21 protein-coding genes are annotated in these 21,087 nt (G+C 43.1%); 11 read left to right on the top strand and 10 right to left on the bottom strand.

Annotation, left to right across the window (positions count from 1 at the left end; all coding sequences use genetic code 11):
* Positions 1-197: 197 nt before the first annotated feature.
* Entirely contained in the window at positions 198-1,760 is a 1,563-nt protein-coding gene (locus ECHVI_RS05045) for a calcineurin-like phosphoesterase C-terminal domain-containing protein (RefSeq protein ID WP_015264876.1), read from the top strand.
* A 136-nt stretch (positions 1,761-1,896) separates the two neighbouring features.
* On the opposite strand, the gene ECHVI_RS24225 is transcribed toward ECHVI_RS05045, so the two are convergent.
* A complete protein-coding gene (locus tag ECHVI_RS24225; protein WP_015264877.1) occupies positions 1,897-2,022 on the bottom strand; it encodes a hypothetical protein in 126 nt (41 codons plus the stop codon).
* Positions 2,023-2,167: 145 nt separating this feature from the next.
* On the opposite strand from ECHVI_RS24225, the gene ECHVI_RS05050 reads away from it, so the two are divergent.
* Positions 2,168-2,734, top strand: coding sequence for a gluconate 2-dehydrogenase subunit 3 family protein (locus tag ECHVI_RS05050; protein WP_015264878.1), 567 nt, complete (start codon positions 2,168-2,170; stop codon positions 2,732-2,734).
* A complete protein-coding gene (locus tag ECHVI_RS05055; protein WP_015264879.1) occupies positions 2,727-4,427 on the top strand; it encodes a GMC oxidoreductase in 1,701 nt (566 codons plus the stop codon). The genes ECHVI_RS05050 and ECHVI_RS05055 overlap by 8 nt, the downstream gene beginning before the upstream one ends.
* 152 nt (positions 4,428-4,579) lie before the next feature.
* Here ECHVI_RS05055 and ECHVI_RS05060 read toward each other — a convergent pair whose 3' ends face one another.
* The 9 genes from ECHVI_RS05060 to ECHVI_RS05100 form a co-directional block, all read right to left on the bottom strand.
* The gene (locus ECHVI_RS05060) at positions 4,580-5,512 is read right to left on the bottom strand and encodes a hydrogen peroxide-inducible genes activator (protein WP_015264880.1); all 933 of its coding nucleotides are present in this window, start codon (positions 5,510-5,512) and stop codon (positions 4,580-4,582) included.
* A gap of 392 nt (positions 5,513-5,904) precedes the next feature.
* Positions 5,905-7,332 (bottom strand): pyridoxal phosphate-dependent decarboxylase family protein, encoded by a 1,428-nt coding sequence (locus tag ECHVI_RS05065; protein WP_041738331.1) that lies wholly within the window; start codon positions 7,330-7,332, stop codon positions 5,905-5,907.
* A 245-nt stretch (positions 7,333-7,577) separates the two neighbouring features.
* The gene (locus tag ECHVI_RS05070; protein ID WP_015264882.1) at positions 7,578-8,336 is read right to left on the bottom strand and encodes an SDR family NAD(P)-dependent oxidoreductase; all 759 of its coding nucleotides are present in this window, start codon (positions 8,334-8,336) and stop codon (positions 7,578-7,580) included.
* A gap of 33 nt (positions 8,337-8,369) precedes the next feature.
* Entirely contained in the window at positions 8,370-8,996 is a 627-nt protein-coding gene (locus tag ECHVI_RS05075) for a hypothetical protein (protein ID WP_015264883.1), read from the bottom strand.
* Positions 8,997-9,159: 163 nt separating this feature from the next.
* Positions 9,160-9,531: a VOC family protein gene (locus tag ECHVI_RS05080; protein WP_015264884.1), complete on the bottom strand. Its 372-nt coding sequence runs from the start codon at positions 9,529-9,531 to the stop codon at positions 9,160-9,162.
* A 302-nt stretch (positions 9,532-9,833) separates the two neighbouring features.
* Positions 9,834-10,334 carry a cupin domain-containing protein gene (locus tag ECHVI_RS05085; protein ID WP_015264885.1) on the bottom strand — a complete coding sequence of 167 codons (501 nt, stop codon included), beginning with the start codon at positions 10,332-10,334 and terminating at the stop codon, positions 9,834-9,836.
* A 170-nt stretch (positions 10,335-10,504) separates the two neighbouring features.
* Positions 10,505-11,881, bottom strand: coding sequence for a sulfatase family protein (locus tag ECHVI_RS05090; RefSeq protein WP_015264886.1), 1,377 nt, complete (start codon positions 11,879-11,881; stop codon positions 10,505-10,507).
* Positions 11,882-12,195: 314 nt separating this feature from the next.
* Positions 12,196-12,777, bottom strand: coding sequence for a hypothetical protein (locus tag ECHVI_RS05095; RefSeq protein WP_015264887.1), 582 nt, complete (start codon positions 12,775-12,777; stop codon positions 12,196-12,198).
* Between the two features lie 47 nt (positions 12,778-12,824).
* On the bottom strand, positions 12,825-13,517 hold the full coding sequence (locus ECHVI_RS05100; RefSeq protein WP_015264888.1) for a ComF family protein: 693 nt from the start codon (positions 13,515-13,517) through the stop codon (positions 12,825-12,827).
* 82 nt (positions 13,518-13,599) lie between these two features.
* Here ECHVI_RS05100 and ECHVI_RS05105 point away from each other — a divergent pair, with 82 nt between their 5' ends.
* The 8 genes from ECHVI_RS05105 to ECHVI_RS05140 all read left to right on the top strand — a co-directional run bounded on the left by ECHVI_RS05105 (position 13,600) and on the right by ECHVI_RS05140 (position 20,697).
* Positions 13,600-13,956: a carboxymuconolactone decarboxylase family protein gene (locus tag ECHVI_RS05105; protein ID WP_015264889.1), complete on the top strand. Its 357-nt coding sequence runs from the start codon at positions 13,600-13,602 to the stop codon at positions 13,954-13,956.
* Positions 13,949-14,311, top strand: a complete 363-nt coding sequence (locus ECHVI_RS05110; protein WP_015264890.1) for a hypothetical protein — start codon at positions 13,949-13,951, stop codon at positions 14,309-14,311. The genes ECHVI_RS05105 and ECHVI_RS05110 overlap by 8 nt, the downstream gene beginning before the upstream one ends.
* Before the next feature lie 85 nt (positions 14,312-14,396).
* Complete coding sequence (locus tag ECHVI_RS05115; RefSeq protein WP_015264891.1) at positions 14,397-15,158, top strand: exodeoxyribonuclease III; 762 nt, start codon at positions 14,397-14,399, stop codon at positions 15,156-15,158.
* Between the two features lie 34 nt (positions 15,159-15,192).
* On the top strand, positions 15,193-15,594 hold the full coding sequence (locus ECHVI_RS05120; RefSeq protein WP_015264892.1) for an ATP-binding protein: 402 nt from the start codon (positions 15,193-15,195) through the stop codon (positions 15,592-15,594).
* Between the two features lie 2 nt (positions 15,595-15,596).
* Entirely contained in the window at positions 15,597-16,028 is a 432-nt protein-coding gene (gene ybeY / locus ECHVI_RS05125; protein ID WP_015264893.1) for an rRNA maturation RNase YbeY, read from the top strand.
* Between the two features lie 172 nt (positions 16,029-16,200).
* A complete protein-coding gene (gene mnmG / locus ECHVI_RS05130; RefSeq protein WP_015264894.1) occupies positions 16,201-18,066 on the top strand; it encodes a tRNA uridine-5-carboxymethylaminomethyl(34) synthesis enzyme MnmG in 1,866 nt (621 codons plus the stop codon).
* Between the two features lie 256 nt (positions 18,067-18,322).
* Positions 18,323-18,955 (top strand): class I SAM-dependent methyltransferase, encoded by a 633-nt coding sequence (locus ECHVI_RS05135; protein ID WP_342662036.1) that lies wholly within the window; start codon positions 18,323-18,325, stop codon positions 18,953-18,955.
* A complete protein-coding gene (locus ECHVI_RS05140; protein WP_015264896.1) occupies positions 18,952-20,697 on the top strand; it encodes an Ig-like domain-containing domain in 1,746 nt (581 codons plus the stop codon). Before ECHVI_RS05135 ends, ECHVI_RS05140 begins: the two co-directional genes overlap by 4 nt.
* Positions 20,698-21,087 lie beyond the last annotated feature (390 nt).

Below are 21,087 nucleotides of genomic sequence, written 5' to 3' on the forward strand. Positions count from 1 at the left end.
TCAGTAGTAACACCCCTTTTTTGACACTTACTATATGAATAATAATATTATCAGAATAGCCTGAGCTTTGGAAAAGCAGTATTAACGGGAAACGATAATGTGTGCTCCTGTAAGGAAATACTGCCAGAAAGGTTAATGGCGCAACTTGTATCAGAGAATTTAGACATAATTATCTTACTAAAAACGAACAGCACACCATGAAAAAATTGCTTTTCACCGGTTTACTCTTGGCATCTTCCTGGGCAGCCATCGCCCAAGAAACGGCCAAAGGAACGGTTTATGAGGATTTGAACAACAACGGCAAAAAGGACCGCAAGGAAAAGGGCCTCCCACAAGTGGCCGTTTCTAACGGAATAGATGTGGTCCTGACGGACAAAAAGGGGCGCTATGAGCTCCCTGTGACCGATGATCAGATCATTTTTGTCATCAAACCGGCTGGCTACCAAGCTCCCGTAGATGAGCAAAACCTTCCGCAGTATTTCTATATCCACAAGCCTGAAGGTTCTCCAGCAATGGATTTTGAAGGGTTGGCCCCCACTGGAAAATTACCCAAAAAAGTAGATTTTGGCCTAATCCCCGTAGCGAACAACAGTAACTTTACGGCGCTGATCTTTGGTGATCCACAACCGTACACGATCGAAGAGGTCAATCACTTTGATAATGGTGTGGTATCGGAAGTTGAGGGAATCGAAGACATTGATTTCGGTTTGTCTCTAGGTGATCTTGTGGGGAATGACCTGGATCTCTTTGATCCTTATATTGCTGCCACCGCTAAAGTCGGGGTTCCGTGGTACAACGTCCTGGGAAATCATGACCTGAATTTCGATGCGGAAGAAGATCACTTGTCTGATGAAACGTTTGAAGCTCATTTTGGGCCAGCGAATTATGCCTTTAACCATGGCAACGTTCATTTTATCGTTTTGGACGATGTGATGTATCCCGACCCTCGCGATGGTAAAGGATATTGGGGAGGCTTCCGTCAAGATCAATTGACTTTCGTAAAAAATGACCTAAAGTATGTGCCCAAAGATCACTTGATCGTTTTGGCTTTTCACATTCCGTTAAGCGAGCCCAGCGGGGATCCCTTTAACGATGAAGAACGTCAACAACTTTTTGACCTGTTGAAGGATTATCCACATACCCTTTCCCTTTCTGCGCATACGCACTTGCAGCGACAGGATTTCTTTTTTGAAAAGGATGGCTGGAACCAGAAAAACCCTCATCACCACTATAATGTAGGGACTACTTCAGGAGACTGGTACTCCGGTGAGCTGAATGAAAAGGGCATTCCTAAGTCCACCATGCGGGACGGTACGCCCAAAGGATATGCATTTTTGGATTTCACGGGCAACCAATATGAAGTGAGGTACAAGGTGGTCGACCAAAACGAAGATTACCAAATGGCCATTTTTGCCCCAAAAGTACTGGAGAAGGACAAGCGTACTTCGGCGGGCATTTTTGTCAACTTCTTTATGGGTACCGAAAATGACGAGTTGCGCTACCGAATCGACGATGGCCCTTGGAAAAAAATGAACTATATGGAAGAATACGACCCTACCTACATGATGGATGTGTATAAGTGGGATACCACCGAAGAACTCTTGGATGGCAGACGTCCGTCCAATCCAGTCAAAAGTACACACCTGTGGCGAGCAGGGATCGATGCCAAATTAGAAAAGGGTGTTCACACCATCGAAGTGGAAGCCACTGATATGTTTGGCAAAAAACATTACGGAACCAAAACCTACCATATTCGCTAATTTTTTAGATTTAGTTTGTGGCCGGAGAGCAGTTATGCTTTCCGGCTATTTTTTTCAAGCTTCCAAACCTCATGGTATAATAATCCAGCCATATATCAAACCGTTAACCTGCATACCTCAAAAGCTCTCATCCATCTTATGTGGGCGAAAGGTTCCCTTGAAACTCCATGGCTTGATCCCTGGTCCCTAACTGCTCCGCAACAATTATTTTATCCACCATGCCGATCAAGCGAATAGCTTTGAAGGGTAATTGATTGGCCATTAATTTATCGTTTTATGACCCAATTGCCTTTCCAAAACACTTTCTTATCTACGATTAAATCATCAATTCATTGAAATTTTGGCTAAACCGTTTTATCTTTTCACAAAAATCTTAGACAACCCAAAATACCCCTAATGACAAACCTATGAACAGAAGATTAGCCTTAAAACAACTCGCCCTGGCGGCAGGTGGGCTGGCACTGATTCCTTCCTGCGATTTAAGTGAGGAAAAAGTACTGGCAGCTTACGATGAATTAAAAATCACCGAAAGCCACCTGCAATTGATCCAAAAGCTGGTGGATACCCTTATTCCAGAAACTGAGCTCAAAGGGGCTGCAGCACTTGGGGTACATGATTTTGTCCTCGTCATGGCCAATGATTGCATGAGCAGTGATGAGCAAAGCCAGTTCCTCAGCGGCCTTCACGAATTTGACGGATATACCAAAAAAACAGCAGGTACCCGATTTACCAAAATGGATGCTCCCAAAGCAGCCAAAACGGTCGAAGCCATTTTAGAGGAAACCACTAACAGTGACAAGGAAGCAGAGGATGTTCGCTATTTTTTACAAACCACCAAAAAATACACCATCCAAGGTTATCTACAATCAGAATATGTAATGACCGAATTAATGCCCTTCCAATTGGTCCCAGGGCCGGATTTTAACGGAAAAAAAGAAATCGTACCAGGAGAAAAAGTGAATATCAATGGCTAATCTGAATATAAAAGGTAAAGAAGAGAATAGTTTTGGAGCCATTGTAATTGGCTCTGGGATGAGTGGTGGCTTTGCTGCCAAAGAATTATGCGATAAGGGTGTCAAAACCTTGGTTTTGGAGCGGGGAAGGAGTGTTGTCCACAATAAGGATTATCCCACCACCAATATGATGCCCTGGGAATTTGAGCACCGGGGTCAGATACCTGAAGACATCCAACGGGAAAATCCCGTGGTGAGCCGATGCTACGCCTTTCGGGAAGATGCAGCACATTTTTTTGTCAAGGACCAAGAACATCCGTATATCCAAGAAAAGCCATTTGACTGGATCCGTGGTTACCAAACAGGAGGAAAATCGCTGCTCTGGGCCAGGCAGGTCCAACGCTGGAGTGATCATGACTTTGAAGGCCCTGCACGGGATGGCTTTGCCGTAGACTGGCCCATCCGGTACAAGGATTTGGCTCCATGGTACAGCTATGTGGAAAAGTTTGTAGGTGTCGCAGGCTTTCATGATGGCATTCCACACCTTCCGGACGGAGAATTCTTACCCGGCATCGAACTGACGGCTGCAGAAGAATACTTCAAATCCGTGGTGGAAGAAAAATATCCCGGGAGAAACGTCATCAGTGGCCGATATGCACACATCACCGGAAATGCGGAATACTATGCGAAGCAGGGCAGGGGAATCTGCCAACACCGCACCATTTGTCAGCGTGGCTGTCCGTTTGGTGGCTATTTCAGTTCGAATTCCGCTTCCTTACCATGGGCCCAGCGCACCGGCAACCTTACCCTGAAAAATCACGCGGTGGTGCACTCCATTATATACGATGATACCCAACAGAAAGCTACCGGCGTGCGGGTAATCGATGCCAACACCAAGGAAGTAACCGAGTACTATGCGCCCATTATTTTTGTAAATGCCAGTGCGCTGAACACCAATTTGATTTTATTGAACTCGACCTCCAAACGTTTTCCACATGGCCTGGGCAATGACAATGGGCTAATGGGAAAATTCATTGCTTTCCACAATTACCGAGGTGGAGTTTCAGGAGAATATGAAGGGCTCAAATCATTTACCACCGAAGGCAAAAGGCCCACCAGCGGCTATATGCCTCGATTCAGAAATGTGGATAAACAAGAAACGAAGTTTTTGCGGGGCTATGCAGCAGGCATTCACGGTACCCGGTCCAAGGATGTAGACTACAGTGGTACAGGAGCTGATTTGGTCAAAAACATAATGAATCCATCTTACGGCCCGTGGAGAATCGGTTCCCATATGATGGGCGAAACCATTCCAAAAGAAAGCAATTATGTCGCGCTGGATACAGCCCAAAAAGACGAGTGGGATATGCCACAACTTAAGGTCAATGTGGATTATGACCAAAATGACCTTGACATGATCAAAGATTACCGGGAACAGTTGGCAGAGATGTTTGATGCAGCAGGATTTAAAAACATCCGCACGTGGGATGACGAGCGCCGACCAGGGTTGGATATTCACGAAATGGGCGGTGTCCGCATGGGCCACGATCCCAAAACTTCCCTGCTAAACAAACACCACCAACTTCATGCTTGCCCAAATGTTTACGTGACGGATGGGGCTTGCATGACGTCTACCAGCACCCAAAATCCATCACTTACCTATATGGTTTTTGCTGCCAGGGCGGTAGATCATGCCCTGAAAAACCAAGGCTAGCGGACAGCTACTGTCCGAAAGTTGGGGAATTCAAAGACACAAAACTTTCTCGTCGGATAGTTTTAATGGCTAATTCGGCTCCTGAGCGTAGCAAATTTCCTTTGGCTAGGCTCAGGAACTGAGTTTTCCACAATGGAAAATAAGATGTTTGCTTACTTAAACTTTACTATTTTTCCGTGTGCTTTGGAGGTCATCTCTTCAGGAATGCATCCCGTAATTTCATTGTACAGCAATTCCACCAAACGCTTCTTGAGAAAGCTCCTCGTCAAGACGATGCTCACCTCACGGGTAGGTTCTTCTCCTGCAAATGGCCTCACCCTGGATTTTTCCTCTTCACTAAGGTCAAAAGTCGCCAATTCGGGAAGAAGCGTGACTCCCTGATAGCGATTTACCATGTTCTTAAGCCCTTCCAAAGAACCACTTTCATAGTGAAAATTCATGCGTTGAAATTTCGACTGGTCACAGATGCTCAGTACTTGATCACGGAAGCAATGTCCTTGCTGAAGTACCCAAAAATCATCTGCCATCAGGTCTTTTACGTCTATGGAGTCCTTGGCCAGCAACCGGTGGCCCTGAGATAAATAGGCATAAAACCGCTCATAGAACATCGGCTTTTCCACAATCCCCTGTTCCTGCAAGGGGGTAACCACAATTCCCATGTCCAATTCATCATTGCGGATACGGCGGATGATCTCTTCGGTGATCAGTTCTTCCACCTGCAACTGGACATTGGGATATTTTTCCAAAAAATCCCGGATAAACAAATGCAGTAAATACGGTGCCAGCGTGGGAATGATGCCCAGCTTGATCACGCCACTGATATTTCCTTTTAGCTGGGAAATCATTTCATAAATGCCCTTGCTTTCAGAAACCACCTTTCTCGCTTGGTCTATAAGCTGCTGGCCTATTTCTGTAGGGATCACCGGCATCTTCGAACGGTCAAAAATCACCACGTCCAACTCCCTTTCCAATTTGTGTATCTGAGCGCTGAGCGTAGGCTGCGTTACAAAACAAGCCTCCGCAGCATGTCCAAAGTGGCGGTGCTTATCCACTGCCAAAACATATTCCAATTGCTGAATAGTCATTTGCTAAATGGGTTCTAAGCCTTAAAAAAAACCATGTGCAAATATAAGTAATTCTTTTTATTTAGACTCATTTTAAATAAAAAGATTGAAAATCTTCCTGCTGCACAGGATAAACTGATTTCTCTCGGGAAAATAAGTCCATGGCAAAGGATAACACTCGTACTGATGCCATAAACTTAAAATCGAAAGGTCCTAAGCAGCACTGATCTTGGATTCAGTGGAAACCTCAACCTTCATAACACAAGCAATAAACCAAAAGATACTATATCTTATTGAATACTTGATCAATAAATCATTCCTTGGATAAATCACTTTTATAGTCGGTCTATTATCAGTTATATGTTAAAGTTTTAAACATGTTATCCACATTATTCCCGTACGCTCATGCGAAGTCACAAAAGTGCCGCTTTTACCTTTTCCAACTCCTCCATAAGAACCGTCCAAGCCAGGTCAATGTGCTCCTGCAAAACATCTGTTTGGCCGATGACCCAGCGAATCACATATTTTCCATCCAATACAGTATGGGTAAAAAAGACCCTTCCGGTCTGATTTACGCGTTGCAGCCAAGCTTGATTTAGGGCATTCAGAACAGTTGTGGACAAAGATTTTTCCACAAAACGGAAGCAAATGACATTCAAATCAGTAGGAGCCTCAATGATTAAATTATCTTCAATTTCAACCCGTTTTTTTGCCATTTTTGTAAGGGCAAGATGATGCCTAAGCTTTTCCCGGATTCCCTCCAATCCAAAGCTCCTGATGACCATCCATAGCTTCAGTGCACGGAACCTTCTTCCCAACTGAATTCCCCAATCACGGTAGTTATGCACATGATCATCTTGGGTGGTTTTCAGGTATTCGGGCGTCATCGAAAAGGTGTGGATAAATGCTTCGGCATTTTTGATGAAAAGTACTGAGCAATCAAAATTGGTGAACATCCATTTGTGCGGATTGAAGACATAGCTGTCGGCAAGTTCATGACCTTTGATCATCCAACGAAATTCCGGAAGCAGGAGAGCGGTGCCCGCATAAGCAGCATCAATATGATGCCATAAACTGTGGCGATGGGCAATTTTCCCGATCGCCTCAATGGGATCTATTGCTCCCGAGCTGGTAGTTCCCAATGCCGAAACCACACAAATTGGGGTAAATCCATTTTCCAAATCTGCTAAAATAGCCTCTTCCAATGCTTCAGGCAGCATTTTAAAATCTTCGTCGACCGGAATTTTCACCAAGTTGGCCAAACCAAGTCCCGCTATGCGCGTGGCTTTGTCCACCGAAGAATGCGCGTGTTCAGAACTATAAACGCGATAATTTTCCTGACCGCTAAATCCTTCGGCATTGATCGAAAATCCACTCGCACGCTCCCTAGCGGCCAAAAGTGCACACAGCGTGGCCGTGGAAGCGGTATCCTGAATCACTCCCTTCCAAGATGCATCCAGCCCTTTGGCGTCCCGAAGCCAATTGATCACTTTTTCCTCCAGTTCTGTGGCCGCCGGAGAAGTCAGCCAAGACATGCACTGAGCACCTAAGGTGGACATCAGCATCTCAGCCAAAATGGATGGTTCGGAATTGTTTGCTGGAAAATACCCAAAAAATGCCGGATGCTGCCAATGGGTCATGCCCGGAAGAATCACTTCCTTAAAATCTTCAAAAATGTCGTCAAAGGATTCCGGCTGCTCCGGAGCTTGATTCGGCAATTGCCCAAAGATATCTCCTGGCTGCACTTCTGGTGTCACCCGATAGTGCGCTTTCTGCTCCATATAATCGGCCATCCAGTCCACAACCTGATGCGCGCGTTTTCTAAATTCTTGTTTATCCATTATCACACTGATATCACGTTAATTTCTTGTTTGCCATGGTAATGCTGTCCATAGCTGCCTTGTCACGGCCATTCATTTACGCTTAAAAGCATCCATGAAACCGTAGATGATGCAATACACGTTGGTTAAAATTATTCATGGTTGTCCTGATGTATGTTTAAGGCAATTAATTTATGCTAAAAATGCTGGGAGTATTGGCTATAAACAACCTGAATGATCGTCTCCGGATGCTTTGTGCCATCTCGCTAATGTACATAAGATGCAGCATTCATCGCAATCGTAGTTCCTGTCGCATGATCGGCCAAACCTGAAACGAGGAGGCATACCATTGGGGCAATATCCTTTGGTTCGGTCAATTCGGTCAAGGCAATATCGTTTAAGGCAAAATCTTCTCCATATTGATCCATAAAATCCTGTGCCATATCGGTACGGACAAAACCCGGTGCAATGATAAATGCCCTGATGCCCTCCTTACCATAATACCTTGCCAAGGACCTGGTAAAACCAACCAGCGCGGATTTGGAAGCGGCATAAGCCAAATAATCGGGCGTATCTCCGCGAAAAGCTGCCCTAGAACTGATATTGATGACCCTGCCATGGTTGTTGAGGCGTGCATGCTGAACAAACTCCTTGGTGATAATGGCCAAGGCATTGACATTCACCGTCATGGTTTGAAGCCAGGCCGTGGCCCAATCTTCTGTAGGAGCCTCATCAGAGCAGGAAAGGGCTATTCCGGCGTTATTGATGACGGCATCGATCTTCCCATATTTATCCACCAACCGTGTAATCCAGCCCTTCACTTGCTCCAGATCACTTAGGTCACATGAAACCACATGTGCCTTGTGGGGCAATGACCGCTGTAATTCACGGGCCTTTGCTTCATGCTTATGACAGTGGATCAGCACTTCTGCCCCTGAGGCGGAAAGCTGCTCGGCTATGGCCCGGCCAATTCCCCGTGAAGCTCCAGTCACCAGTATCCGTTGGTCTTTTAGGGTAATATGCATGGTAAAATCTTTCGTTTATAAATTTACTTTTAATTATGGTGTACAAATCAATTGCTGAAGGGCATCAGGGGCGATGGCATTCCTAATTCCCTCTTTTTGGGCTAAATAATCAACCATTGCATCATCCGTCAGCCCATGGGTTTGCCTTATGCCACGAATAATCGTTCCGAGGTAAGACTCATGGGGGGCCACAAAAGGCCGAAACGATTCCTTTGCGGTAAAGGTAAAAATTGGCTCATCCATTTCCTCTCCCAGGTAAAGCAGCAAATCATACCATCCGGCATTTTGCAGCGCTACACTGCCCAGGTGCTTTACCTGATCCAGCTCAATTGGAGGGCGATCCGGTAGCCTGTTTTCCTGCATCACCACATCATAAAACTGCGCTTTCGTAATCCTATACATACGTGCCAAAGTCCTTTCACGAGTGGTGGTTTCGTGGTGGATAAAAGCCACTCCGCCACCGTTCCAAATGCCAGCATGCTTAGCAAAATAAAGGGAATAGGGTATCTCCAGGCCTTCTGACGCCGTAGGCAGTGACTTATCCACACAGCCTTTATAGGTCTTGATCGCTCCAGCAGGCTTTCCACCTTGGATGTAACATAGAAACCTTTCCTCCAAGAGATTGGAACCATAACTGGCATACCAAACGTAATTGCTCATGGTCGTTAGTTTAAAGTATTGAGGAGTTAGTGGTGCGTATTGCGTATCTAAGTTGAGATCGTTTTAGAGGTTAATTGAGTTAGAGAGTAAATGGTATTTAGTGTTAGCGCGGAAAACACAAAATTATGCTTAAACCCTTGGGCAAAGTACCATCATCTAACCATCACACATGCTGGTCGATCAAAATGGGATTTCCGTCGGGATCTGTAAGGACAATGCTGGCTGGTCCTGAAGTAGATAGATTGGCCTCTTGGTCTAGTTGTAGGCCATTTTCTTTAAGCTTTTGTTGAATTTCGCGGACATCAGTATAATCATTTAGGGTTTGTGCATTTTCATCCCAGCCTGGATTGAAGGTAAGGATATTTTTGTCAAACATCCCTTCAAAAAGCCCAATCAAGGCATTTTGATTTTTCATGATCAAGTAGTGATGGTCTTCACTCCCGCCAAAAACGGTAAAACCTAATTTTTCGTAGAAGGACTTAGATGCCTGCAGGTCCTTGACCGATAGGCTAATGGAAAATGCGCCGAGTTTCATGGTTTGTAAATTTGGTACTCCATGAAATTACGAAGAAATGAGATAAAAATACTTTCTATAGCTTCTTGAATCTTCCACTTTCAAAGGTCAACGGAGCATCCTGGACTAAAGGATCAAGATTCAGCTGAAAATATGGGTATCGCTATCATCTCTAAAAATATGAAAGAGAATATCGCCTCCCATATAAATGGACATGGACCCAAAATGAACGGCAATTAAATACTGTTTGCCTCAAATATATTCCTCCTCTTTCCCCAAATACGTTGATTAGGCAAAACTTGAAAATGGGGTTCAAAATAATATTACGCTCGTGTAAACTTGGTCACTAGCTCCAGATGATTAGGAAAAACGTTTATTAGCTTATTACGATCGGCCAATTCAAAATCCCGGAAGTCAAACCCCGGTGAAACAGTACAGCCCACCAAGGCAAAGCTATTTTCTGCCAATACTTCTGCCGCAAACCAATGCCCAGCAGGAACGACCAATTGTGGCACTTCTCCTTTATCCAAGGCATTGCCAATGATGAATTCTTCATGACCATTCGCAGCAGAAAGGGTATGCAACCGAATGGGAGCCCCCATATAAAAGTGCCACGCCTCATCCTGCTTGATCCGGTGAAAGGCCGAAAAAGTATCGGAAGTCAGCAGGAAATAAATGCCCGTAGCATAATTTCGATTTCCCTCAAAATCCTCTCCCAAACAGCTTTGGTTTATTTGACCATCACTGCGGTACACTTCCTTGAAATAGCCACCTTCAGGATGTGGTTTTAACTCCAGTGCTTTAATGATTTCTGCTGCTGACATCGATATTAAATGTTCTCAATATGGGTAAATGATCGTCTCATCCTATCCAATGCTCCGCGTTTTCAAACACATCGAAACGTAGAAATTTATCCCAGCATTTTTAGTCGGCAACTAAACAAGATAGCATTTTGCCTATCCAGTATGCTTTTCAAAAAACTACGGATTTACCATCAATCTTTCCTGATTTTTCGTTTGTTCCAGTACCATTGGATCACTTCATGGCTCAGCTTTCCTGCCAATGCCGGATGCTGTTCCGCGATGTTGGTGGTCTCGTTGACATCCTTTTCCAAATCATAGAGCTCTACACGGCTGCTGTCCGAGTTGACCAGCAATTTCCAATTTTCGTGGCGAACGGCCAAATGTGGACTTTGGTGATAAGGCTGCCTTGGGCGGTTAAAATGCTCATTTCTTCCAAAATCCCAGAAAAGGTCATTTTTTCTGGCCTGGGGATTTTTGCCCACCAATGCCTGGCTCATATCCTGGCCGGCCAAAGCATACTCTTTGGGCAATTCGGCGCCGGTAAGGCTCGCTAAGCTCGGCAACAAATCCACCGCTGCTATGATGGTCTCATTATCGGTCTGATTAGCTTTGATGGCCGCTGGCCAGCTGACAATAAACGGCATTCTAATTCCCCCTTCATAAAGACTGTTTTTGGCCCCTCGTTGGCTGTTGGTGCGGATATGTTCGTAAGTGGGATAGGCGCCATTGTCACTGGTAAAGATGATCATGGTATTTTCGGCAATGCCCAATTCCTCCAGTCCGGCCATCAGCCTGCCAATCTGCCGATCATACTCCTTAAGAACAGGAATAAAATTGGGTTTACTTGGCCATGTATCCCGCTGATCGTAAAATTCTTCATTGGGAATCCATGGATCATGCATATCGTCCGGCCAAAAGTTAACAAAGCATGGCTGATCCTGATGACGTTTTAGAAAATCCAAGGTCTTATCCACAAAATACCCTGTCCGCTCCCACCGTTCGATGCTGTCCTGTTCACTCCATATCCAGTTGGAAGCAGTGATAAGCTTATCCGGGTCGGGACCTTCATAGGTCGTTGTATATTCATCAAAACCGTATTCCGTAATCTGCGGAGCATCGTCTACATCGCGGCCGCCACCCATATGCCATTTTCCGATATGACTGGTTTGATATCCGGCGGTCTTCAGGACACGCGCCATGGAAGGTGCTTTGGGATCCAAAAAGTCAAATTGCTCACAATTCGCATTCCCCTTTCGGCTATGCAAAAACGTGTTGATGCCCCATTCGGTAGGGTACATCCCCGTGGTGATGCCCACGCGTGATGGAGAACAGACCGGGGCTGCAGAATAATAATGGTTGAATTTCAGCCCATTAGCCGCTAATTTATCGATGTTTGGCGTGGTGACCCAACCGCTGTTATAGCACGAAAGATCACCAATCCCCATGTCATCGGTGTAAATGATAATGATATTCGGTTTGGCAGAGGAGGACTTTTGGGAAACTTGGGAAGAAGACTCACCACATGAACCTAAAACAAGGACAATGCAAGCTAAAATCAGGTATTTCATTTTTGGGTCGATTATTGAAAATTTCTTTTTTACAAATTTGATCTTCTTGCATATATCCAACCAACAGCCCAGTTCAAGCAGTATCATCACCGAAAGCTATACGGGGTCAGGGATATTGCTGCCCCCAATCTATTCATTTAATCGATTTAGTGAAACTATATAGTCGATAAAGTTCCAGTAATAGTCATTTATCTATCTCATGGCCCCACCCAAGGTGGATCTTTCCAGCTGTCTGGATGATGATCTCCCAAGAATCCATTCCTACCAGAAAAAATTATACAGGATAAACCTGATGACTGAATTTGCCATTAGGTTTACACATTTCTTCTCCATAGCATAAAAAGAAAAACCGCTACAAAAATCATGGTAAGGGAATAGGAAACGTAATTCCAACATAAAACGGTCCAATAATAACTATTGATCGCTTTGGAAACATCTTTCTTATCGAAACCCGCTTTCTGAAGGACAATGGTCCTGGTTTCAGAAGTTGAAAGATCGAGCGGTTGAATATACCATTCATCATCAAAGTGGGTGACGATCATCAGACTGTCTGGATCTGCCCTTTCCAATTCCAAGGAATGCGATTCGCTGGTATTTCCATCAACTTCATGCTTCCAAAATACGCCTCCGTCTGCCTCCAAATAGTAAATGCTCTTTGGACCGTCCGCTGGGTTTTCGAGGATAATTTCCCCTGGACTGGATACCATAAAATCAGGCCTTGAAAATCCCCATTTAAAAATGCCTAGGGCCACAAACATCAGGATAGCCGTAAGAGAAATGATCCAAAGTAGCACTTTACGGCCAGCACTCATTCCCCATACCAACATTAAAATCAAGAGGACATCGATGATGATAATTGCCGGCAATAGGTATCCTGAAAATTGATAAAATAACATACGCTTATAAAATAGTTTGGTAAATAATCCAAGAAAAAGCGACGCACTCACTTCCCCGCTGCTATGACTGCTAAGTCTACTTGGGAAGCGCCTGCTTCAAACAATACATTGGCTGCGGAAGCTAAAGTGGCGCCAGTGGTCATGACATCATCGACCAAAAGTACCTTTTTTTTGGATACATCCCCTGCGGATTGCAAAGAAAAAACGTTCTCCACGTTGGCGATCCGCTCCAGCCTAGACTTATTGGTTTGTGTACTGGTAAACCGCTCACGAACCAAGTGATCGGCTACTGGCATTCCCAATTCTTCCGCCAACCCCTCCGCAAACATCAAGCTTTGGTTATATCCCCTTCGTTTTTCCTTGGCAGGATGGAGGGGAATCGCCAAAACAGCATCCCAGCAGCTCTGGTAGCCATTTCTCTTAAGCTCTTGCCCGTATAATTTCCCCAATAACTGGCCCATTTCTGGCCTGTTCCGATATTTTAATTGGTGAAGCAAGGTTTGGCTGACACCCTTTTTTGTAAACCGCAAAAAGGCCATAACCCGTGTTACTGGGCTTAATCCCATGATCTTAGCGGTCAAATCATTGTCATCAGCGCGTAGATGATGCGAAGTCACCGGCAGCTGAACCAAGCAAGACCTGCAGATCAACGGTTCAAAATCAAACAGACTGCGCCGACATACCACACAGGTCTGCGGGAATACCAGGGCTAGAAAATCATTGAAAAAAGTGAAACGCATTAGGAAAAAGGGTTGTTAGTTCTAATTGACAGGAAAATACCTGTTATATTTGCTAATTAGATAAAAACTATCCTATAAGTTAATGAATTTAGTCAACGAATTCAACGAGTATCGCGCGAAGATGAATGATAAGATTCTGGGAGAAGACAATAAAGTCCTCAAAAGAATCTTTAACCTGGATACCAATGCCTTCCGAGAAGGAGCCGTGGACATCCAATCAAAGGAAATGATCGGCCTGGCCTGTTCCATGGTGTTACGTTGTGACGATTGTGTCCGCTATCACTTGGGCAAATGCCATGAAGTAGGCCTCAGCAAAGAGCAGGTCTTTGAAGTTTTCTCCATTGCCAACTTAATTGGCGGGACCATTGTCATCCCTCATCTGCGAAAAGCCGTTGAATATTGGGAAGAGCTCGAAAACGAAGCAAAGAAAGATGTTTAAAAAGGATTTGGATCTTGAGAAGCGCTGGAGTAAACTGCTATTTGGTTTAAAGGACCTGATCGCAAAAAAACCTGCTGATCTAAATGGTGTTCTTTTTATCATTGGCGTCCAAGAGCTGGGTCAAGGCATGAAAAACTTCAGCAAGGAACAAAAACAAGACCTCATGCACATCGCCGTGTGCAAAGTCTTGAGTTTGGCAGGCTTCTATGCCTTGGATTTTATAGACCAAGATGGCTGGCCTCACTGGAAACTGGTGAAGGAATTACCCCATTTTGATCTATTAGAGCAAGAAAAACTCTTAAAGATTCAAGTATTAGAATATTTCGAAAAAGAATTTGAAATGGACATTAAATAAGAAATTTACTTAGAATAAAAACATTGGTTAGAATTATAAATCAATTTATAATGACAAGCCAATAAAAATAATAAATCCATTGTCCATGAATATCGTATCCTATAATGTCAACGGTATCCGTGCTGCCATGAGAAAGGGTTTTGCCGATTGGCTGGCTCAAACCTCTCCGGATATCATCGGCTTACAGGAAATAAAAGCCACTGAAGCACAAATAGAAACCAGTGTATTTGAAGACCTTGGTTATCATTGCTATTGGTATCCAGCTGTAAAGAAAGGATACAGTGGAGTAGCCATTTTAAGCAAGGAAAAGCCTTCTGAAATCACCTATGGAATGGGGGTTTCCGATTATGACGATGAAGGCAGAATGATCCGGGCTGATTTTGGAGAATTTTCCTTTATCAGCGCCTATTTTCCTTCTGGAACCACTGGCGGAATACGACAAGATTTTAAATATGCGTTCTTGGACGATGTCTACGGATACACCCAAGACTTGATAAAATCCCGTCCCAATTTGATCCTAAGTGGAGATTATAACATTTGCCATAAGGCAATCGATATTCATAATCCCATAGCCAATAAAAACACCTCCGGCTTTTTACCGGATGAAAGGGCCTGGATGGACAAACTCACAAGCAATGGATTTGACGACAGTTTCCGATTATACAACCAATCTCCCCACCAGTATTCGTGGTGGACTTATCGTGCAAATGCCAGGGCAAACAATAAAGGTTGGCGAATTGATTACCATATGACCAGCTCGGCAATGAATGAAAGAGTAAAAGGTGCAAGCATCATGCCCGACGCCATCCATTCTGATCATTGCCCGGTCTTAGTAGAAATAGGATAAATGAAATTTAAAGGATAATTAACCATAACACTTGATGAAATCGATCAAAATCTCCATTCCATCTCTCATTGAGAATATCAAGATCGTAGAAAGCTTCATTGACAATGCGAGGGAAAAATTCCAGATCAATGACGACATCTATGGTAACATCATGATTTCAGTAACGGAATGCGTCAGCAACGCCATCGTTCATGGAAATGAAGGAGACGCCAATAAGACCGTAAACCTTGAGGTGAACTTTCTGGAAAACCAATTGAAATTCATCATTGAAGACGAAGGAAAGGGTTTTGATTACGAGAATCTAAAAGATCCTACAGCACCTGAAAACATTGAAAAATCTGGTGGTAGGGGTGTATTCATCATGAAACACTTGAGCGACGAAGTAGCATTTGAAAACGACGGCAAAAAAACCATCTTAACCTTCTACATGAACTGATCATGGCAATCAATTTCTTTGAAGAAGACATCCAATTCAAACTACCTCAGAAAAATCTCACGAAGCGTTGGCTTCGGGAAATCGCCAAAAAGGAAGGATTCGTCATAGCGGACTTAAATTATATCTTTTGCTCTGATGAATACCTTTATCAAATCAACCTTGACTACTTAGACCACGACACCTATACAGACATTATCACGTTTGATAATTCTGAAGAACAAGACACCCTAGAAGGAGACATCTTTGTAAGCATCGAACGCATCAGAGACAATGCCAAAGATCAAAACGTAGACAGCCACAAAGAAACCATTAGAGTCATCAGTCATGGACTTCTCCATTTGTGCGGCTATAAAGACAAAACCAAAGAAGAAGCAAAACTCATGAGAGAAAAAGAAGATGAAGCCATTTCGCTCTTTTTCTCTACACAACCTTAACGTTCCACGTGGAATACCAAAGGTTATCGATTGAAATAAAAAAATAGAATTTATATAACATTATCTCACTGTTCCACGTGGAACAGTACACAGAAGTAAAATCAAATGTTTCACGTGGAACAGTAAAGTTATCAATTATGGTTCCACGTGGAACACTTAACAAAAATGCCTTATGTTTCCAGAATATGATGTAATAGTAGTAGGTGGTGGGCACGCAGGATGTGAAGCAGCACATGCAGCAGCCAAAATGGGATGTTCTGTGCTTCTATGCACAATGAACATGAACACTATTGCTCAAATGTCCTGCAATCCAGCGATTGGCGGGGTGGCAAAAGGGCAAATTGTACGTGAAATAGATGCGTTAGGAGGGATGACCGGGATCATTTCTGATAAATCCATGATCCAATTCCGGATGCTTAACAGATCAAAAGGACCTGCCATGTGGTCTCCAAGGTCTCAAAATGACCGGATGCGTTTTGCAGAGGAGTGGAGATTTGCCCTAGAAGGAACCCCAGGTGTAGATTTCTGGCAAGAGATGGTGTCAGGACTAGTGGTGAAAGATAATAGGGTAGTGGGAGTCAAAACTGGCATTGGCTTAGAAATCAAAGCCAAATCAGTGGTCTTAACCAATGGAACCTTCCTAAATGGACTTATTCACATCGGAGAAAAACAGTTTGGCGGAGGCCGAACAGGGGAAGTTGCAGCTAAAGGGATTACCGAGCAATTGGTAGACTTGGGCTTTGAAGCAGGAAGAATGAAGACCGGAACACCGCCTAGGGTAGATGGAAGGTCTTTGGATTATTCTAAAATGGAAGTCCAGCATGGAGATGAAAAGCCAGAGAAATTCTCATTCTCGGACGAAACCTCACCGCTTAAAGAACAACGTACCTGCTGGATTACATATACCAACAAGGAAGTGCATGAAACACTGGAAACAGGATTTGATCGTTCTCCAATGTTTAATGGCCGCATTCAAGGTTTAGGTCCACGGTATTGTCCATCCATTGAAGATAAAATAAACCGATTTGCCGAAAGGGACCGGCATCAGATATTCGTGGAGCCAGAAGGATGGAATACAGTAGAGATATATGTCAATGGTTTCTCGACATCACTTCCAGAAGATGTCCAGTATAAGGCCATTCGTAAAATAGCAGGGTTCGAGAATTGCAAAATGTTCCGTCCAGGATACGCCATCGAATACGACTTCTTCCCACCTACACAACTTAAACTTACCTTAGAAACGCAGCTCGTAGAGAACCTATTCTTTGCTGGCCAGATCAATGGAACCACAGGCTACGAAGAAGCAGGATGCCAAGGGCTGATCGCAGGGATCAATGCCGCAAGAAAAGTGAAGGAAGAAAGTCCATTCTTACTAAAAAGATCTGACGCCTATATCGGTGTCCTCATCGACGATCTTATCAATAAAGGCACCGAAGAACCCTATCGAATGTTTACCTCCAGAGCAGAATTCAGATTGCTTCTTCGTCAGGATAATGCAGATTTAAGGTTAACGGCATTGGGTCACTCCATAGGCCTCGCTTCTGATAAGCGCCTGGAAAAAATGCTGGACAAGAAAAATGATACGGCTAAACTGATCAATGATCTAAAACAGAAAAAGCTCAGTCCGGACAGCATCAATGAAGGACTGGAGGAAAAGGATACGGCAACGATCAAAGAGAAAATTACCGTAGAAAAACTCCTTAAACGACCTCAACTGGGCCTAACCGCCATCAAAGACTTAGATCAGGAAATAAATCAATACTTATCCAAATACCCTCAAGAGGTACTGGATCAAGCGGAGATACAAGTAAAATACAATAGCTATATCGAAAAGGAACAGCAAATGGTAGAGAAGCTCAACAGCATGGAAAATTATAGAATTCCAAGCGAGTTTGATTACCTCACCATTCCTGCTTTGTCCGCAGAAGGAAAACAAAAATTACATAAAATACGGCCAGAAACATTGGGCCAAGCATCCAGGATCAGTGGAGTTTCTCCAGCAGACCTGTCCATTCTCACGGTTTATTTAGGAAGATAACATGTACGAAAGATTAACCAAATGTCCACTTTGTCAAAGTGGACTTTTTATTAATCATATGGTGGTAAAGGATCACAGTGTGTCCAAGGAATCTTTTAGTATTTGCAAGTGTAAAAATTGTCAATTGCTTTTTACTAATCCCAGACCAGATGCATCCAGTATCAGTCAATATTACCAATCCAACGATTATATTTCCCATACGGATAAATCCACCAATCTGGTCAATTTTATATACAAGCAGGTTAGAAAAATAACCTTGCAGCAAAAAGTCAATTGGATCAATAAATACACAAACCATCCGAATAGGCTCCTGGATTTTGGTTGTGGCACAGGACACTTTTTAGAATATGCCCAATCCAAGCAGTGGGAAGTTGTTGGCTACGAACCCAGCACAGAAGCAGCAGCCGTTGCTAAATCAAAGTTTAACCTGAAACTCTATTCGGAATTACCGGAACTGGCCACAGAAAAAAAGTTCGATGCCATCACCCTTTTCCATGTCTTAGAACACATCCATGACTTAAAGGGAACCATGGAATTTCTTCTCAGCAAGTTGAAAAAACGGGGTACACTATATTTAGCAGTACCGAACAATGCCTCTTACGACGCCACGTTATTTAAAGAGGATTGGGCAGCACTAGATGTACCAAGGCACCTGTACCACTTCACTCAGGAAACCATGCACCAATTGGCTAAGCAATATGCCCTTAAAATAGTAGCAGAAGAGCCCATGCCTTTTGATAGTTATTATGTCTCCATTTTATCAAACAGTATAAAGTATAATAAGAAAAATCTTATTAAATCAATAATTACTGGTTTTAAATCAAATAAATTAGCTAAAAACAATAAAAATAACTATTCCAGCATATTGTTTATATTGAAAAAGAAATGAGCAATAGAAATCACTATATCCCCATATTCTCCTTACTTATAGGCATTATTTTCTGTTATGCCTGTGCAAAACAAAGTTCTCCCATGGGCGGCCCAAAGGATGAAGATCCACCAGTGCTACTTTCTTCAAATCCTAAGGATCAAAGCTTAAATACGAAGCCTGAAAACGTAACATTGGTTTTTGATGAATATATCAAAACCGAAAACCCACAACGAAATGTCATCATCACTCCGAGCCTGGACAAAAGCAAAATGGAATTCCTAGCCCTGAAAAATGAACTCCGCATCAAAATAGGGCAGGAACTGGAAGACAGCACCACGTATGTTTTTAACTTCCAAAAAAGCATTCAGGACATTTCGGAAAGCAATCCATCCGAAAACCTAAAATTGGTATTTTCTACTGGAGATATGATAGATAGCCTACGGTTCATAGGAAAAGTAGCTTATATATTTCCTCAGAAAACACCAGACATGGAAGATGTCATCGTCGGATTATATCGTATTGAGGATGACACCATGGATGTCTTTTCTGATCCTCCCTATTATCTCACCCAAACAGACTCTGCAGGAAACTTTGAAATCACCAATATCAAAGCAGGAAAATACCGGGCGTACGCTTGGCATGATGCCAATAACACCTCCAAGGCAGAAGACAAGAGCGAACCTTACGGATTTATTGCAGACACCATTAACATCATGAAAGATGTGGCGGGCAGTTATTTTAACTTATACAAAGGGGACCTATCAGAATTCAAAATCAACAGGACCACTGCCATTGGAAGCACTTTTGATGTGGTGTTAAGCAAATACCCAGCTAAACTTACCGTTACACATCCTGACCTGGGGAAATCACTATTCTACCGTATCAATGAAAAAAACATACGGTTTTATCACACTACGTTAAGAGATGACAGTACCCAAGTATCGTTAAGCTTGCGTGATTCAGTAGGCTTTGGAGTGGACACTACTTTCTATGCTTCATTTATGTCAAGTGATAGAAGAAGTGAAAACCTAACCCCCACCATGGACAAAAACAAGGAGTTTATTTCCAATATCAAAACATCGATTTCCTTTAACAAGCCCATTAAAGACATCGTCTATGATTCCCTGTTTATCCAGTATGATTCGGCCTCTTATATCAATATCAAGCCGGAGTACCTATCATTTAAAGACAGCAGCTTACGGGCTACCATCCTCATGGACATCCCAGTATTGGACAGTATCCAAAAGACCAGTTTCCAATTCTATGCTTCGGATTCCACCTTCATTGACATAGAAGATCAAATAAACGAAAAGGCTATCAAAACTACCTTTAGCAGACAAGATCCTGAGAATCTAGCGGACGAAGTCACGGGAAAAGTCATGGCTGAAGAATGGCCTATTTTGGTCCAACTCCTCTCAAAGGACGGCACCATTATCAGAGAAACCGTCTTAGAGCAGGACCAACAAACCTACAGTTTTAAGAAAATCAAAGCGGGGGAATACATGGTCAGGGCCATTATCGATCGTAATAAGAATGGCCAGTGGGATCCAGGAAACTATATTGAACGACGACAACCTGAACCTGTTTACTATTATTTCGATAATGAAAACATGTCGTATAACATTCTTCTAAGAGGAAAATGGACCAACCAAAACATCAACATTCTCCCTAGCCCAGCCTCAGGAATACTCCAGGTAACTACTGATAATACACCTACCGATACCATTCCAAAAGAGCAAAACTCGGCAGAAGGGCTGTAGATAACTCTGAAAAACGATGTGAATAAGTGTCTATAACTTATGGACAAATACAGACTTATCCCAAATGACATTGCTCATTTGGGATACTTTTTTTTGGGCTATGGATAACCACAATTTTGTAAACGTCTATCCACATTTATACACACAGCACTTAATGAACACTCCAAAACCAATGACGTTATACACAGAATCAAGATAAATAAGGATCGGTACTTAGTATCAAATAGTTGCAAGTTGATAACATGTGGATGAAAAGTGAATTATGTATGGATAATGCTTGGGTAACTTGTGGGTAACATCAACCATTGAGTTTACCCACAAATCCACAGCTTAATAACTGTAATAGTTTTTTATTTAAAAAAAGAATATAATATAAATATATAGCCTGTG

The organism is Echinicola vietnamensis DSM 17526 (genome assembly GCF_000325705.1).
In the GTDB taxonomy this organism is placed as follows: domain Bacteria; phylum Bacteroidota; class Bacteroidia; order Cytophagales; family Cyclobacteriaceae; genus Echinicola; species Echinicola vietnamensis.

Coding starts and splice junctions, on each gene's coding strand:
- ECHVI_RS05065 (WP_041738331.1), bottom strand. CDS start 7,332: ATGGATAAACAAGAATTTAGAAAACGCGCGCATCAGGTTGTGGACTGG.
- ECHVI_RS05070 (WP_015264882.1), bottom strand. CDS start 8,336: ATGCATATTACCCTAAAAGACCAACGGATACTGGTGACTGGAGCTTCA.
- ECHVI_RS05100 (WP_015264888.1), bottom strand. CDS start 13,517: ATGCGTTTCACTTTTTTCAATGATTTTCTAGCCCTGGTATTCCCGCAG.
- ECHVI_RS24225 (WP_015264877.1), bottom strand. CDS start 2,022: ATGGCCAATCAATTACCCTTCAAAGCTATTCGCTTGATCGGCATGGTG.
- ECHVI_RS05120 (WP_015264892.1), top strand. CDS start 15,193: ATGAAATCGATCAAAATCTCCATTCCATCTCTCATTGAGAATATCAAG.
- ECHVI_RS05110 (WP_015264890.1), top strand. CDS start 13,949: ATGTTTAAAAAGGATTTGGATCTTGAGAAGCGCTGGAGTAAACTGCTA.
- ECHVI_RS05050 (WP_015264878.1), top strand. CDS start 2,168: ATGAACAGAAGATTAGCCTTAAAACAACTCGCCCTGGCGGCAGGTGGG.
- ECHVI_RS05140 (WP_015264896.1), top strand. CDS start 18,952: ATGAGCAATAGAAATCACTATATCCCCATATTCTCCTTACTTATAGGC.
- ECHVI_RS05095 (WP_015264887.1), bottom strand. CDS start 12,777: ATGTTATTTTATCAATTTTCAGGATACCTATTGCCGGCAATTATCATC.
- mnmG (WP_015264894.1), top strand. CDS start 16,201: ATGTTTCCAGAATATGATGTAATAGTAGTAGGTGGTGGGCACGCAGGA.
- ECHVI_RS05055 (WP_015264879.1), top strand. CDS start 2,727: ATGGCTAATCTGAATATAAAAGGTAAAGAAGAGAATAGTTTTGGAGCC.
- ECHVI_RS05080 (WP_015264884.1), bottom strand. CDS start 9,531: ATGAAACTCGGCGCATTTTCCATTAGCCTATCGGTCAAGGACCTGCAG.
- ECHVI_RS05075 (WP_015264883.1), bottom strand. CDS start 8,996: ATGAGCAATTACGTTTGGTATGCCAGTTATGGTTCCAATCTCTTGGAG.
- ybeY (WP_015264893.1), top strand. CDS start 15,597: ATGGCAATCAATTTCTTTGAAGAAGACATCCAATTCAAACTACCTCAG.
- ECHVI_RS05085 (WP_015264885.1), bottom strand. CDS start 10,334: ATGTCAGCAGCAGAAATCATTAAAGCACTGGAGTTAAAACCACATCCT.
- ECHVI_RS05060 (WP_015264880.1), bottom strand. CDS start 5,512: ATGACTATTCAGCAATTGGAATATGTTTTGGCAGTGGATAAGCACCGC.
- ECHVI_RS05105 (WP_015264889.1), top strand. CDS start 13,600: ATGAATTTAGTCAACGAATTCAACGAGTATCGCGCGAAGATGAATGAT.
- ECHVI_RS05115 (WP_015264891.1), top strand. CDS start 14,397: ATGAATATCGTATCCTATAATGTCAACGGTATCCGTGCTGCCATGAGA.
- ECHVI_RS05045 (WP_015264876.1), top strand. CDS start 198: ATGAAAAAATTGCTTTTCACCGGTTTACTCTTGGCATCTTCCTGGGCA.
- ECHVI_RS05090 (WP_015264886.1), bottom strand. CDS start 11,881: ATGAAATACCTGATTTTAGCTTGCATTGTCCTTGTTTTAGGTTCATGT.